Annotated in this window: 15 protein-coding genes; 14 read left to right on the forward strand and 1 reads right to left on the reverse strand. The window is 38.6% G+C overall.

The window, feature by feature from the left end; all coding sequences use genetic code 11:
• Positions 1-11: 11 nt before the first annotated feature.
• The 5 genes from hflX (at position 12) to BM018_RS01400 (ending at position 6550) form a co-directional block, all read left to right on the forward strand.
• Positions 12-1127 carry a GTPase HflX gene (hflX, locus tag BM018_RS01380; protein ID WP_092317562.1) on the forward strand — a complete coding sequence of 372 codons (1116 nt, stop codon included), beginning with the start codon at positions 12-14 and terminating at the stop codon, positions 1125-1127.
• Between the two features lie 231 nt (positions 1128-1358).
• The gene (locus BM018_RS01385) at positions 1359-2711 is read left to right on the forward strand and encodes a tetratricopeptide repeat protein (RefSeq protein ID WP_092317565.1); all 1353 of its coding nucleotides are present in this window, start codon (positions 1359-1361) and stop codon (positions 2709-2711) included.
• Complete coding sequence (locus BM018_RS01390) at positions 2695-3942, forward strand: hypothetical protein (RefSeq protein WP_092317568.1); 1248 nt, start codon at positions 2695-2697, stop codon at positions 3940-3942. The genes BM018_RS01385 and BM018_RS01390 overlap by 17 nt, the downstream gene beginning before the upstream one ends.
• 107 nt (positions 3943-4049) lie before the next feature.
• Entirely contained in the window at positions 4050-6059 is a 2010-nt protein-coding gene (locus BM018_RS01395; protein ID WP_092317571.1) for a chemotaxis protein CheW, read from the forward strand.
• Positions 6056-6550 carry a chemotaxis protein CheW gene (locus BM018_RS01400; protein WP_092317574.1) on the forward strand — a complete coding sequence of 165 codons (495 nt, stop codon included), beginning with the start codon at positions 6056-6058 and terminating at the stop codon, positions 6548-6550. The genes BM018_RS01395 and BM018_RS01400 overlap by 4 nt, the downstream gene beginning before the upstream one ends.
• On the opposite strand, the gene BM018_RS01405 is transcribed toward BM018_RS01400, so the two are convergent.
• Complete coding sequence (locus tag BM018_RS01405) at positions 6547-7173, reverse strand: hypothetical protein (RefSeq protein ID WP_092317577.1); 627 nt, start codon at positions 7171-7173, stop codon at positions 6547-6549. The two genes, BM018_RS01400 and BM018_RS01405, sit on opposite strands and share 4 nt — an antisense overlap.
• Positions 7174-7326: 153 nt before the next feature.
• On the opposite strand from BM018_RS01405, the gene BM018_RS01410 reads away from it, so the two are divergent.
• The 9 genes from BM018_RS01410 to BM018_RS01450 all read left to right on the forward strand — a co-directional run bounded on the left by BM018_RS01410 (position 7327) and on the right by BM018_RS01450 (position 16050).
• Entirely contained in the window at positions 7327-7773 is a 447-nt protein-coding gene (locus BM018_RS01410) for an FKBP-type peptidyl-prolyl cis-trans isomerase (RefSeq protein WP_092317580.1), read from the forward strand.
• A 107-nt stretch (positions 7774-7880) separates the two neighbouring features.
• A complete protein-coding gene (gene alaS / locus BM018_RS01415; protein ID WP_092317583.1) occupies positions 7881-10463 on the forward strand; it encodes an alanine--tRNA ligase in 2583 nt (860 codons plus the stop codon).
• Positions 10464-10472: 9 nt separating this feature from the next.
• Entirely contained in the window at positions 10473-10946 is a 474-nt protein-coding gene (locus tag BM018_RS01420) for a PTS sugar transporter subunit IIA (protein ID WP_092317586.1), read from the forward strand.
• A 35-nt stretch (positions 10947-10981) separates the two neighbouring features.
• Positions 10982-11590: a tetratricopeptide repeat protein gene (locus BM018_RS01425; RefSeq protein WP_159428123.1), complete on the forward strand. Its 609-nt coding sequence runs from the start codon at positions 10982-10984 to the stop codon at positions 11588-11590.
• Positions 11591-12976, forward strand: a complete 1386-nt coding sequence (locus tag BM018_RS01430; RefSeq protein ID WP_092317592.1) for a tetratricopeptide repeat protein — start codon at positions 11591-11593, stop codon at positions 12974-12976.
• Complete coding sequence (locus tag BM018_RS01435) at positions 12973-13158, forward strand: hypothetical protein (protein ID WP_092317595.1); 186 nt, start codon at positions 12973-12975, stop codon at positions 13156-13158. The genes BM018_RS01430 and BM018_RS01435 overlap by 4 nt, the downstream gene beginning before the upstream one ends.
• A 10-nt stretch (positions 13159-13168) precedes the next feature.
• Positions 13169-14467, forward strand: coding sequence for a DUF4921 family protein (locus BM018_RS01440; protein ID WP_092317599.1), 1299 nt, complete (start codon positions 13169-13171; stop codon positions 14465-14467).
• A 52-nt stretch (positions 14468-14519) separates the two neighbouring features.
• Entirely contained in the window at positions 14520-15698 is a 1179-nt protein-coding gene (locus BM018_RS01445) for an iron-containing alcohol dehydrogenase (RefSeq protein ID WP_159428124.1), read from the forward strand.
• Positions 15661-16050 carry a hypothetical protein gene (locus BM018_RS01450; RefSeq protein ID WP_092317605.1) on the forward strand — a complete coding sequence of 130 codons (390 nt, stop codon included), beginning with the start codon at positions 15661-15663 and terminating at the stop codon, positions 16048-16050. Before BM018_RS01445 ends, BM018_RS01450 begins: the two co-directional genes overlap by 38 nt.
• Positions 16051-16053: the final 3 nt, after the last annotated feature.

Consider the following 16053-nt stretch of genomic DNA (forward strand, 5'->3'; position numbering starts at 1 on the left):
AGGAGTAAGTAATGAAAGAATTATATTTTTTAGCAGGAGTAAAACTTCCAGGAGATAGTGATGCTTTGGTGAACGATTCAATGGAGGAGTTGGAAAATTTAGTTGCAACAGCAGGTGGAGAAGTTTACGGACGCTTAATTCAAAAACGCGATACCATTGATCCTACTACATATATTGGAAAAGGCAAGATAGAAGAAATAGATATGCTATTTGACCGGCCGAGAGGTGAAGGCACTGTTGTGTTTAATGCTGATTTGTCACCTGCTCAGATCCGAAATTTGGAAGAAGTATTAGGTTGCCAAGTGATTACGCGTACAGAGCTAATTTTAGCTATTTTTGCAATCCATGCGCGCAGCCAAGTCGCAAAATTTCAAGTAGAAACGGCTCAGTTAAGCTACATGCTTCCACGTCTGACAGGACAAGGAGTATCAATGTCACGAACAGGAGCTGGTCTGCGGACGCGCGGACCTGGGGAAACAAAACTCGAAACTGACCGACGAAAAATCCATAAACGAATCAGCTTACTAAAAAAAGAACTACAACGCCTCGAAAAAGCAGCAGAAGTAAGACGGAGAAGCCGTGAAAACGTTTTCAAAGTAACTATTGCTGGATATACAAACGCAGGCAAATCAGCCTTATCCACGCTTTTAACAAAAGGAGATCTAACATCCGAAAACAAACTTTTCTCAACGCTCGATACTGCCACCCGGAAACTGTCTCTTGGCCCCAAAGTTGAAGCGGTTCTGACCGACACTGTTGGCTTCATCCGCGATATTCCGCATGAACTTGTGGAAAGCTTCAAATCAACGCTCGCTGAAACAGCGGAAGCAGATCTTATTATTCATTTGGTGGATATTTCATCCACCTTTTTTCGGGAGAAAATGGATACCGGCAATGTTTTGTTGGCAGAAATTGGAGCCGAACAAAATAAACGGGTTTTGGCATTCAACAAAATAGATATGGCAGATTTGGAAGTGCTTGCCCTAGCAAAAAGCGAATTTCCTGAAGCATTTTTCATTTCAGCTAAGAAAAAAATTGGAATTGAAGAACTACAACACTATATCCGGCAAGAAGCACTAAGATTTATGGAGCAAAAAGGCATCATATTGCCCGAATATTTGTCATAAATGAGCTTATAGGATTGTATATCTTAGTTGTAAGACATACAAATTCTGCATAGCATATATTTTTATTGGCATGAATAATATAACCTACTTTGTAACAACTTATATTTTAACTCATGTTTGTGAAAAGTGAACTAATATTCTTATACATTCGAAAATTTTTAATAAAAAAATTCAAGTTTTGATGTTTTTATTTCCGATATCCACGATAGCGAACAGTTTGTGGAGACGATTATGAAAAACAAAATACTTTTTTTGCTGATGTTTTTATGCGGAGCAGCAGTAAAACTTGATGACGCAACATTCAAAGTAGGGCGCCGTTATTTTGATCAGGGTTTGTACACCGAAGCTGAAAAAAGATTTCTGGATATTGTCCGCAAATTCCCAGACTCCCAACACTATCGCGATTCTCTGTTTTATCTTGGACAAACTTATGCCCATATGAATAAATTTCAAGCTGCACTTCAGTACTACAAAGTCCTATTAAATAAAGCTCGCACTGTTAAAGAAAAACAATCAGCGCTTTTGGGCATAGCCAAAAGCTGGTTACAAATGGGAGTCCATGCAAAAGCTGCTGAATTTTATTCATTTTATGCCTCAGAATACCCCGAATCGGAATATACACCGGCTGCTCTTTATTTTGCAGGAATTGCTCGCGAACGCGAAAATAATATCAAAAACGCCATCGAAAAATACCGTCTAATTTTGGAAATGTACCCAAATTCAGATTATTATGCAAAAGCAATTGAAAAAGTTGCTGTTCTGGATAGCCAAACCCCTGAAGAACTTTTTGCAATAGGGAATGCAAAAAAAATTTCCCAGCCGCAAATATCCCTTTTTGCGGAAGATGCATTGACCCTTGAAAACATTCCTGGATATAATCCGACCACTCTACGGAGTCAGCAGGCTGGTGAAAGTTTATTGCCGCCATTGCAGTATCAAAACCCTATCCCCAGTGTTGTAACTCAAATGATTGTTCAACAGATTATACCTCCAACAGTTGTTACGCAATTTGTTGAAGTTCCGCAGCAAACAGTAATTGAAGATACAATCAGTCCTGTCAACTCGCAGCTTCAGGAAGTTATTGACAGTATGTTGGTCCCGACTCCTACTCCCGAAGAAGAAACCGAACAAGCAAAAATTGCAGAATACCGTCGTCAATGGGAAGAAGAACTGAAAATCAAAGAACATGAAAATAATCTTAAAGCCGCAGAAGGTGTTGTCGAAGAAATGTTAAAAATTACCGATAACAAAGCAGGCATTCTCAATGCAAAAGAAATCGATCTGGCTCAAAAACAAAATCAAATCCGAAGTTCATTGTACAAAGATTTAAAAAATATTGAAAATTTAAGGCCCACACTTCCTTATCAAGGTAAGCCGGTTAAAACAAATACTCTAGCAATAAACACAAATACAACAATCCCGGGACCAGCATCGGTTATTCAAAGTACCGAAACCATCAATATCGAAGGTGTCGGTAACGGATTAGATGCCGATATTGACGAAACAGCAATTGCTCCATCGGAATACCTCGATGACTACCAAAACGCTATTTATACGGATGAATCCTATGAATATAATGAGTAAGCGTTTTTTTTTAACAGTTTTATTAAGCATTCTGATGTTGGGAACAAGTTCAGCACAGAACAAAAATGCCCTAATTCTTAAAGGACATGATTTTACAGCAGAAATCAATCCATATACTGGAAATTTTAGTATTATTAACACTGCTGAACCGGATCTTGATCTTTCGACGCTACTTTTCACAGGTCCGGCAACATCATCGCATTTAGGATTTCGGATCGATGGCAGAAATTATCTTCTCAGCGACCTGCGCGTACTTTGCCCTCTGGGAATAAGTGTTGGTTCTCAAGTGGATGGTGTATTTTTAGGCGGCGTCGAGCGGGACTTGCACATAGAAGTTGCCTATTTTATCATGGATATTAAAGGTTCAAGCACATTCAAAACATTAGGTATTGCTGTTCTGATGTCGAATATTTCCGCCAATCAAACCCGAAAAGCCGGAGCAAAGATCATGCTGGATACCGATGTCGGCGAATACAAAAACAATCCTTTATTCCATCTTCCGGATGGCACAAAAGTAGATACTGCATTCAAGCTCGGAGCATCGAATATTGCTCCGTATATTTTCGTTGGCGAGAACTTAAAACTCTCTTCTGATCCAAAAGGCTTGTACATTTATCCGAACCTTTCTGAAAATTCTCCTAGTGCTGTCGTCATCGGTAACTGGAAACAACTCAACTATGCAGGATGGATTCCCGAAACAATAGACGCATCATTTGCCGGAAACAATGATATCAAAGACGCAGGAGTTGGATTATATTTTGGAGAGTATATACTGGCACCAGGCCAGAATGTGAATTTCGGCGCAGCAGTATCAGTGCAAGCATCTCCGATCAATCCTCTGTTAGACGAAAAAGCCCTAAAAAACGGTGTATTTTCAGAAGATCGATTCGAAGTTAATGACATTTTAAGCAACCCTCAAGAATACACGCTTTTTCACAGCAATCGTCGTGTTATTATTCCTCAGGAGCGTTCAACATCAGACCCTATACCTGCACGAAGAGGAGCATACCGAATGACAAAACCTGTATATTTGACAAACGAAACAACCAAAAGTTCTTTTGAAACACTGTACCGTGATTCGGTATGGGGAACCCTACTAAAGTTGGATATCAATTTTGACTATCAGCAAAAAAAATATCTCGAATCTATGGATATTTCTATTCCTCAACCTTACCCTGATCCTCCACCTCAGGGCATCGTCGGCACTAATCTTTTCCCACTGAACCCGTAAAAATTCCAAAAATTAAATCCTTGAGAGAAGAAATCTTCTCTCATTTTTTTGAGAAAAAAACCGATAAAAAAATGAGGTTCTGCAAAAAAATTCAAGGAAAACATACCATGTCAGAAAAGCTTTTTGACGCGATCACTGTTCTACACCACAAACTAACTATAGAACAACTGGACATACACCATACTAAAGATAGCTTGCACCAAATCGTACAGATCGGTCGTCAAAGTCAGAAATTACGTATTATTACACAGTTTTTGAATCTCCTGGAAGCAATAGCTAAAAAATACGAATATGCTGACGCTGATATTATTTTTCAAGTGAAAGAGCTCATCAAGCAAGGGCTAGGTACGATCGAACATATGGTTTCCGGCACCCTCAACAATGCTGATGGAGCATCTATTCTCAGTGGAATTTCGCGCGAAATTCATGGTTTCCTAAGGCATGATTTGCCAGCAAATGCTATTATTTACGAAGAACTCCTAATGGAACAATTTGTCGTTGATTTGGAAAAAGATATTGAACTCATCCACGGAGCTGAAGAGAATCCTCAAGCTGAAAATCTCCATAAAACTATCCTTTACTACCTAAAGCGTATTCAAGATAATAGTTTGTTTTTAGGGATGACTCAGCCAGCAAAAGTCGCGGAAGCAATGCAACACAGCCTCCAAAAAAAGAATTTGCACGAAACATTATTATCTTCAAGCTTTCAAGAAGCTCTAAAATTTTTAGAAAAAAATGCCGCTTTTATCCGCAAAAATCTCATGGATCGAAATGCAATTACGGAATATTTTTCAAACCTGGATGCATCGGAAATTATTAAACGTCTTTCAGATATACCGGATAACAATCAAACATTGCCGAATGGTGTTGTTTTGACAGCCGAAGAAATCACTGCACTCATGGCAGATGATACACAAAGTTTCGAAGAAATTTCGTTTGACGGTGTGCCGTCTGCTCCAAAAGCACGGTTACTGCCAGAGGATATTATTCCGGCAGCCCCTCAACTGCTTTTACAGACAGGACATGAAGTTCTTACACCCGAACCGGTCGCAGAAAAAAAAATAAACACACCTCAGTTTCCGAGTGAAAAAAAATCAACGGATCATGAAGACACGTTGATCCAGTTGGCAGGAAAACTTTTCCTCAAGCAAGAAACACTTAAATCATTAATTTCTGAAGATAATCGAGTGCTTATCGGGAATGATTTACGGGAACTTGAAGCAATCACCATGCATCTTAAAGAAAAATTGTTCAACAAATATTATATTTCCATCGGCGAGCTTTTAGGCAGGGATCTTCGGGCATTCATCAAGGGAGAAGTCGATACGCTTAGAAAAAAAATAAAACTCGGCATTCGTGGGGAACAAAGTGAAATTCTTGCCCGGGATGCTGATTTTGTTAAAGCGCTGACATTTCATCTCGTGAAAAACTCGCTAGAATACAGTTTGGAAACACCGGCACGCCGCAGGGCTTTAGATAAAAACGAAATCGGCTGGTTGCTGATCGAGTTTAGTGATTCAGGAGACGAATTTGAAATTCAAGTACGTGATGATGGGCGAGGCTTGATCCCAGCCATGCACATAGATGCTGTCAAAAAGCATATAGAAAGCAAAAGTGGATCTCTTTCTGTTGATTCGGAAGACAACGAATATCTAAAAATTCGTATTACGTTGCCGATGAAAAAAATCCTGACTAGAAATCTTTTAGTGAGGGTTGGCGAAACAAAAATTTTAATTCCAATGAAAAGTATTAAACAGGTTTTAGATACACAATCTAAAGAAAACCCTATTACCCAAAATGATCCGTTATGTTTAGGACAAGTTTCGCTAGCAGCGGCGTTAGGACTTGAAAAAAGCCCAATCAATGTGCTGATTGTTTGCAGTTTTGGAGAGGAAAAAATCGTATTTGGTGCTGAACAAGTTTTTGGGCAGATTGATGCGCTCACTGAAGATATTGATACGCCGCTTATTCCTTGTGCCAGCGGAGCAGTAATCCTCAAAGACGGTTCCATCGGCTTCCTGATAAATGAAAAAGAACTCTACCAAAAAAGCAAAACATTGCTCATGAAACGAGCTGAAAGCTTAAACAAATATAAAACAGATAAGGGGACCTTATGACAGTATTGCCGTTTCGCCTGAAGGACAAGTGGTTTGGATTGGAATTAGATCACATTCGAGGGATTGAATCATCAGGAAAAATTGCTCTTATGCCGAATGCTCAAACTCCCCTGGCAGGTTTGATGCAGAAAAACAGTAAAATTTTCCCGATATGGAATTTGTTTCCGCTGGTGCAAGGAAAATCCGATCTCATCAAAACATGCGATTACTGTATTGAAATCGACAATAATCAAAAAACTATTTTTCTTCCAGTTCATGAGGTCAAAGCAGTAACAGAAATTAATCGCAACTGGGTGTTTGCTCCAATTTATGAATTAAAAATACACCGTTGTCTCACTGCTAAAGATGTAGAGTTAATCGATATGCCATCTGTGGAAGAAATCTACGATTCAAAATATTTCCCAACCGAAACACCGAGCCATTTATTTTCTTTAGAAGAAATCTTCCCACAAAGCGACCTGCCTACTGATCTGGATAGTTTAGATTCTTAATTTTTTAGAGATTCCTCAAGACGCCGTATTTCATCGGCTGCCTGCTCAGGAGAATCGAGAAGATAAGCCCTTCTCAAATGATAGGCTCTATAAGGAGCAGGAAAATCAATTTCCGATAACTCACTAGCTATCATAGCATATCCGGCAGACAGTTCTTCCCGAACCCCGCGTGGAATACTTTTTTTAGCAGCCTTTTTCGCCAGCGAAAGCATATATTCTTCACCTTTTCGGTAGAGATATCGATATTTTTGATTTTCATTGGATGATGTGTAGAACTCTGCGAGTAGACGTGTAATCACATTAAATGCCTTAAGAGTTCCCAAATCTTTGTGAGCTAAAGAAATTCGTTCATTAACGTCTTCCGGAGAGAAAGAGTGTGGAACTGGTAGGCTGAACAGCCTCAATTCCGGGATTGAACGGACTGTTCTAGATCCCGGCATAGGAAAAGATTCAGCAAAAGGTTTTTGCTCGGCGAGGTATGCATCAGCTGCCGAAGGATTCTTGCGCACCTCATCAATATAACGCTTATAAGCACCTTCAAGCATTTCGAGTTCTTTGGCAGACCACAAATAATCGTTCCCAAATGCCACTGTAGGCAGCATTAGCCAAACAAACCAACGCATTTCAGCCTCCTTAAATTTGCCGAAAAGTAAATAATACATTAAGATTATAAAGGATAAAGAGAAATTTGTAAATTTTCAGGGATCAAGGGTGGCCTTCAGAGGAGAATTAATTAAAAATTAAATTTCTATAAAGGCGCAAAAAAGGAGGGTGCCATGTCAGCAAAAACAGCAAAAAAAGGTGATGCCGTTAAAGTCCATTATAAGGGAACATTGGATGACAATACGGTATTCGACAGTTCGGAAGGTTGTGAGCCATTAGCATTTGTGATCGGAGAAGGACATGTTATTCCTGGCTTCGAAAACGCCACCGAAGGTATGGTTATCGGAGAGACAAAAAAAATTCATATTCCTAGCTCGGAAGCTTATGGTGATGTTGTAGAGCAGGCTGTTGTTGAGATTCCTGTGGGACAACGTTTGGTATTGCTTCATCCGGAAACAGGGGAACCTATGCCGGTTACCATTGTCAAAGCAGAAAATGGTATTCTCACGCTTGACGGCAACCATCCACTGGCAGGAAAAGATTTAAATTTTGAAATCACAATGGTTGAAATCGGAGAGCCTGAATCAAATAGCGGAGCTTGCAGCTGTGGCAATCATTAAAACCAAAAAGCGCCCTTGAGGGCGCTTTTTTCCTGCAAAAACTTTCCATTTTTTTTTCAATGAGTTATAATAAAAATAATGTTTCCTAAAAAGGAGAACCATACCTTATGAAAACGGCCCAATCCGTTCGTCAGGATTTTTTTAATTTTTTCCGTTCAAAAGGGCATGCTATTGTGCCATCAGCATCTCTCGTTCCCGAAAACGATCCGACACTTTTGTTTACCAACGCAGGAATGAACCAGTTCAAAGATATTTTTTTAGGGATGGGTACACGGCCTTATACACGCGCTGCTGACACACAAAAAGTTATGCGTGTTTCCGGAAAACATAATGATTTCAACGACGTTGGGCGCGACACCTATCACCATACGTTTTTTGAGATGCTTGGAAACTGGAGTTTCGGCGATTACTACAAAAAAGAAGCAATTATGTGGGCATGGGAACTACTCACTGATATTTGGAAGCTGCCCAAAAAACGTCTTTATGCAACTGTTCATTACTCGGACAAAGAAAGCCTTGAAATTTGGCGTGATTTTACGGATATTAATCCGAAACATATTTTAGAATTCGGGGATAAAGAAAATTTTTGGGAAATGGGAGCAACAGGACCCTGTGGACCTTGTTCGGAAATTCATATTGATTTATCACCCGATCTCTCTCAAAGTATTGGAGTTCACGGCATCAATGCTGATAATCCTCTTTTTATTGAGCTTTGGAACCTTGTTTTTATCCAATTCAACAGAAATGAAGATGGTTCTCTAACCGAACTCCCCGCTAAACATGTCGATACGGGAATGGGGCTCGAGCGAATAACAGCCGTCCTTCAACAAAAAAATTCTAATTACGATACTGATCTTTTTATACCTATAATTGATGCCGTGTCTGAATATTCTGGCATTATCTACACTCAAGGATTTGAAGGTACTCCTCATCGGGTGATTGCAGACCACATTCGAGCATTAACGCTCGCTATTGGTGACGGAATTATGCCTTCCAACGAAGGCCGCGGCTACGTTATTCGAAAAATTCTGCGTAGAGCGGCGCGTTTTGGCAGGGAATTGGGATTAACAGAACCTTTTTTGCATCTTTTAGTGCCAGTAGTTACAGAGATTATGGTTGAACCATTCCCAGAACTACAGGATAAACTTGATTCAATTACTTCAGTAATTAAATCCGAAGAAGAAAGCTTTTTTCGGACACTTAACAAAGGATTTTACAAAATCAAAGAATTGATCTCCAAAACACATGCATCTCAAAGCAAAATGATCAGCGGAGAAGATGTTTTCCTTCTGTATGATTCTATGGGATTTCCTATAGATTTCACGGAACAAATCCTCAAAGATGAAAATCTGACTTATGACAAACCGGCTTTCGAAAAACTTATGGACTTGCAGAAAGAAAGAGCGCGAGCCTCATGGAAAGCGGACAGTTTGGATTTTTCGACATTCAGACACCTACCAGACACTCAATATATCGAAACACCCACCGTTGAAGCTGTTATTCTAAAAGTAGCAGAACAAAACAATGAAACAATCGCCCTTGTTCTTGACAAAACCCCATTTTATGCAGAAAAAGGAGGACAAATTGGCGATACTGGCACTATTACCGCAGACGGACTAATTATTGATATTTTTGATACTAAATTTCTTGATGGAAAGCATATTCATCTAGGAAAAATTAAACAGGGCAGAGTTTTAGAAGGTAATCCAGTAACTGCTACGGTAGATGAGATACGCAAGAAAAATATCGCCCGTCATCACAGCACTGCCCACCTTATCAACAAAGCATTACGTCAAGTTTTAGGAAACCATGTCAGTCAAGCTGGCTCCTGGATTGGTGAAACAAAAATGCGATTTGATTTCACTCATCCCAAAGCACTTACTTTCGATGAACTGCGCCAAATTGAAACAATCGTTAATCAAGATATCCGTAATAATTACTTTACCAATATCAAAGAGATGCCGATCGAAAATGCTAAAAAACTCGGCGCTATTGCAGCGTTTGAAGAAAAATATGGTGATATTGTACGGGTTGTTTGCTTGGGAGATTCATTAGAACTTTGTGGTGGCACACATGTAGAATCCACAGGCGAAATAGGTGTAGTCAGCCTTATCGGAGATACTTCAGTGTCCTCAGGAACACGGCGGATCGAAGCAATAGCAGGAAAAGCCGCTTTGGACCGATTTCAGGAAACACTCGAACGAGAAAAGGAATTAAGCAACTTGTTGAAAGTTCCAGAAAAAAAATTAACTGAACGTGTTGACATTTTGCTGAATGAATTGAAAGACAAAGAAAAAGAAATTAAATTTTACAAAAATCTGCTGATTAATACCGAATTTGACAAGCTTTTAAATCAAAGTATTTCCGTTAAAGGCCATACCATAATAATCACAGAAACAAATGCTGACAACGAAAAATTAACAGCTTTAAGCATGAAATTCAAAGAAAAAGTAAAAAGCGGAGTAATGGTATTAGCAGCAAAGCAGGGAGAAAAAGTTCTGCTTTCTGCTGCAGTTTCTGAAGATCTCAACAGCCAACTCAATGCAGGACAACTGATAAAAGAATTAGCACCAATGATAGGGGGAGGGGGAGGGGGGAAAGCAGATTTTGCTTTGGCAGGAGGAAAAAATCCCGCCGGATTATGCATTGCGTTGGCTGCAGCACAAAAAAAAATTTCAAATTTATTATAGGAGTTGCTTATGATGACATTAAGAGCACTGCTTGGAGAAAAAGCGTTTCACGTCGGGCTGAAGGCCAATTCCAAAAAAGACATTATAAAAGAAATTGCTGAATTTTTTGCATACGTATACCATTTGGAATACAACAAGATTTTCAAAGCGTTGTGGGAGCGCGAAGAAAAAGGTTCCACCGGACTAGGCAAAGAGTTAGCAGTGCCACATGCGCGGGTTTCGGGTCTGGACAGCATGAAACTCGCAGTATTTTACGCTCCGGACGGCAAAGATTTCGATGCATATGATCAAATCCCAACCAAGCTGTTTTTCGCTGCGGTAATTGATGAAGATGCTCATCCTCAAGAACAGTTGGATATGCTGCGTATTATTGTAGAAACCTGCGAAAAAACAGATCTCATGGAAAGTTTGTCAAAAGTACATACACGTGATGAACTTCATGACCTAGTTATACGACGCATTACAGAAACACAAAACTCCTAACTATAAAGGGGGCTTTTATAAAAAGGGTTATTCTATTGCTTTTGATGGCAAGTTTTATTTACGCACAAGAGCCTCTAGAAAATTCTGCCTTGGATGAATTGATTGAACTACGTTTAGAATTTCTGGAGAAAGATTTATCCTCCGAAGATTTGTTTCGATTGGGCAGTTTATATTTTGTTCTGGAATTGTATAGAAATGCTGCAGATTATTATGCAATCGCAGCAAAACAACTTGAGAAAAAACTTTCCCCTGAAACAAAAACAATGATTTCTATTACATATTACAACAGAGGCTTAGCTCTTTTTTCATTGGAGCTTTATGATTCTGCGAAATCTATGTTTAAGCGCTCTTTTGAGAACAACGATACTTTAATTGATGCTTTGAGAATGTTAGGGACTGTTTTTTTTATTGAGAAAAATAAAATAGAAACACTCAAATATTGGGAACAATATCTGGCACTAGCACCAGAAAGTATGGAACATTCACTCATTGAAGATGCAGTAGAAAAACTAAAAAACCCCAAATTCCAATTTCCAGAAGCAGATGATATCTTAGAAAATCAAGATAATCCAGCATGGCCTTTTCTCAATCCTGATACAATTCCATATCCAGAATCTTACTACCAAAGAAAGAGAGTTGTGTAAATGACTGAGATTTTATTGACATTAGCTGCTAGTACTGTTATACTGACAATTTTAGCAGTGATCGTACAGCTTGTCATTATTGAACCAGGATTTGTTCATAAAGTAGAGTTTCTAGTCGAATCTAAAAATTTAGATGAAGCTGAAACTTTAGTAAAAGCCTACCTCAAAAAAAACCATCAAGACCCTATAGCTAATTACTGGTTAGGTGAGATTTATCGCCTGTCCGGCAAAAAAAAGGATGCAGCCGGAATATTCGAAGCTCTCCTCAAAAAAAATTTTTCACGCTATAAAGATTACTACAAAAATATGTTGTTTTATCTTGCCAATTTCTACAAGGAAGAAAATGTTCCTGAAATAGCATTCAACTATATTGACCAACTAGTTCATATGGATTCCAGCAATTCGGATTACTATCTGTTAATGAGCGAAATTCTTTTGCAGATGCAAAATCCTCATCAAGCTCTAGTACCTTTATCAAAAGCATTAGGAATTGATAAGAATAATATTAAAGCTTGGCAACTTTATGCGGATACGAATTTTGATATAGGCAATCTTCAAGAAGCTTATACCTCTTATTCTTATTTGATTAAATTGGAACCTCAAGCACCGACAACATGGTACCGACTGGGTGAAACATGTGAGAAAAAACATGAAATTTCCAAAGCAATTTGTTTTTATCTGAAAGCGGAACAGTTCAAAAACCCGCAAATTGAATTTCTGGCGGCAATGAAACTAGGTAAACTTTACAAAGATCAAGAAGAAATTTATTCGGCCATCCAAGCATTAGAACGGGGTTTGATTGTTGCAAAACCAGAAGTTGCATCAACTTCGCAAATTTTATTGCTGCACTACGAGCTGGCTGAATTGTATATAACTATCCAAGATTTCGATAAAGCAATTATACAATGGGAATATATTATGCATATAGACCCTAATTATCTGGATGTTAAACGCAAACTGCAAGAATTTTCTTCTATTCGATTGAGTGATTTTTTCAAAGACCTGCTCACCAAAACAGACAAAGCATTAATTGAAACAACTCATGAATTCGTAAAAAAATTCAAATATACAATCGACAATTACAAAACTTTTGGACAAGATATTATTACAGTTACAGCCTCAGAAACAACAGGCAAATGGCGTGACACCAAACGTGCAAAAACATTATTTATGTTTTGGTGTTCGTCGGATCCGCTGCCTGAAAATGCTATCTTACGTGCTCTGCAAACGCAAAAAACTGATAATTTTTCACGCATTATTGTGATATCTACTGGGCCTGTATTGTCTGAAGTCAGAAATACATTGAGCCGGCGTTCGATTGATTTCTATGATAAAGACAACATTCAAAATCTTATGCAGGCATTCAACATAACGGAGCACTTATGAAAAGTATTATTGTTTTAAGTATTGCTTTTTTAGCAACAACAGCATTATTTTTCTTATATGAAAGAACTATAATTTTAAATCCCTTCATGGATCCCATAGCACCGTACCTTATTTGGGGTATGATGGTTGTTTTGGCAGTACTCTGGTGTACAAGACTGATACAGGCATTAGTAAAAAAATAGGAGGCTCTTTATGAATGAGTACTTCTTTTCAAGCCCAGAAAATATCGAAACTTGTAAGCATCCTCTGTTGAACACCGAAAGTTTTTATAGTCCGGACAGGAGATCGCGTATATTTACTGTCGACGATCGCACTCCTATCGAAAAAACACCACCTAATTATAAAGAAAGCTATTGTGCTTTTTGTCTGGGTCGTATGTTCGAAGCAACTCCGGAAAAAAATCGAACCGTACGTGTTGATAATAAAGTCAAAACCATTGAATATCCGCCGCTCAACGATCCTCATAAAGAAGTTCTTTTTCGAAGGCAAGGAAATCTGTTTGAAATTTTGAGTTTTCCCTATTGGCATCAGAAATACGGACTTGATTCGCCGCACAGCGACATCGAACGCATCGATGATTATTTTAATACTCCCAATTTACGGGAATACATTGAAGATCTCTTGAGGATCAAGCTATTTCGGATGAAAATAGATAGCAATTTAATGAGCCTTGAAAGAAAAAAAAATGCTGTTAAACCCTTTTTCAGCGGCTTTCATGAACTTTTAACTTCAGGACGTCATTTTCTGCCGGACGCCGCCAACAAAAGCGGATTATTTGCATCAAGTACAATGTCTTGGCAAGATCATCGGGTCTCATATCATCAACTATGTAATATTCACGTTAGCATGCGCAAAATAAATCCATATATTTCCTTTATTGCGACCTTTCAAAATTGGCATTTGCAGGCAGGGGCATCGTTCGAGCATTGGCATAAACAGATTTTAGGACTTGATTTTTGGGGGCGCCCTCTTGAAAACGAGGCTTATTTATTCAAAAGTAACCCCTATATTTACCGCAACTTTGCATTAGGAACAGCAATAGCACATAATCTTTTTATTGCTGAAAATGAACATGCAATATCTTATATTGAAGTCGGTGGCAAAGTAGGATTGATTACGATATGTTCAAAATCAAAAAACTTATTACCTTCGGATCATTCGTCTGAAGAAATCGACGCAATGAGTGATCTGGTTCATGCGGTATACAGTACTTTAGGAGTTTCAACACCTTGCAATGAAGAATGGTTTTATACGCCGTTCAATAGTAAGGGTTTCAAGACACCATGGAGAATTATTCTGAATCTTAGAAGCTCTGTCTTAGCGGGGTTTGAAAATATTTCTCAGATTCTTGTTAATCCTATTTCTCAAATAGAGCTTGCTTACGCTCTGAGAATCAAAATGGCTGAATCAATGACAAACGGACATTTGGCTCCTGGCATTCATATCGCTCCGATGTACAAAAATCTCGAAAATATCTTAGCTTACCATTAAACATCTTAAAGCCTATATCCGATAAATGAACATCAAAATTAAGGAAACTGCATTGGATTTCAATTATTTTCATATTCCAACGCGTATCATTCAAGGCTATGAAAGCTTTGGACACTTAAGCGAGATGGCGGATTTATCAAAAAAACGGGTCGTTTTAGTTACTGATGAAGCATTAATTGGTCTGGGGATCACTCAGACTCTCAGGCGTTTCATCGAAAACACTGCTTATGGACTAATTGCTTACGAAACTTCGATCAACCCTAGTACTCATTACCTTTACGAAGGTGTAAATTTAGTACGCGATTCACGAGCACAGATCGTCATTGGTTTTGGAAATCCTAATGTTCTTGCTGTTGCAAGAGGTATGGTTCAGCTGGCAGCTCTCCCGGAAAATAAAACACCAATACATTACATCGAAATACCTACAATGCCTGGAATTTGCCCAGGAATCATGGATACCTATTACATTGCCGATGAACTTGACCAATTAAAACATCCGTATTATGATCCAGAATCACGTGCCGATTGGCTGCTTTTAGACTCGTCTTACACAGAACATATACGCGTAGATATTATTTTAAGTCATGCTTTCCAAGCCTTGGCTTACACAATGGACGCATATCTGTCACGAAGTTTAAGCTTGCTGGGAGAATCTTATGCATTGAAAGCTATTGAAATTTTGGTTTCAGCTGGCAATCGGCTGCCAAACGAACCCACGAATACACGCATCAAAAACGAACTTATGCTGGGAGGATTATTAGGATCATTTGCCATACAAAGTTCGAGTTTAGGAATTTCTGCTGCTCTAGGCATGGGTTTGGAAGCTGGCCGCATCTGCTCCGAAACTCAAGGAGCCGGTGCAGTATTTTTACATGCTCTCGAGTATTCTCTACTCCCCAACATATCAAAAATGCAAAAAATTTTCAAAACTTTAGACCTGCAGGATAAAGGAGATGTCTTAGAAAATGGATTTCTTGTGATGGAAACGCTACAAGAACTGGCAATTCAAATGGAAATTCCTCCTTTATCAACATTTCCGACAACTCCATTTCTGTTGGAAAAAGCCGCAAAACAAGCAGCTCGTTATGATTTTATCACTGATCTTTCGCGTCCTGCAGGTTTTTACGAGCTGACGGAAATTCTTCAAAAATCTGAAAAAGAAGGATTTAACTTAGACTCCAAAGAGCAAGCCAATGCATCTGAAGAAAATAAATCTCCTTCTTTGGCTTAGCTTTATCCCCTATTGGACATTTGCAGGAACGATCAGTCCTCCGTATTTTGTAGAGAAAATTCTTTACGTTCAAAATTTTCCCAACCTTGATATCCATGATGGAAAAATATCTTATCAATTTCATGCCGAAGGTATAAAAATTTCAACAGACCATAAAATAATTATCGCACCGCTCGCTGTGGTAAAAGTCCGAGGAAAATTCTATCCAAATTCTTCATCAATTTACACCAAACATCTGCAAGATATCGAAATTATCAAACCTGCACCGAATTTCTTTAATAACATTACTTTACTAAGGCTGGAACTTACAGACAAAATTTTGAAAAACATCATCCTGATATTGCTGGATTGATTA

The sequence above is a fragment of the Brevinema andersonii genome (genome assembly GCF_900112165.1).
Taxonomy (GTDB): domain Bacteria; phylum Spirochaetota; class Brevinematia; order Brevinematales; family Brevinemataceae; genus Brevinema; species Brevinema andersonii.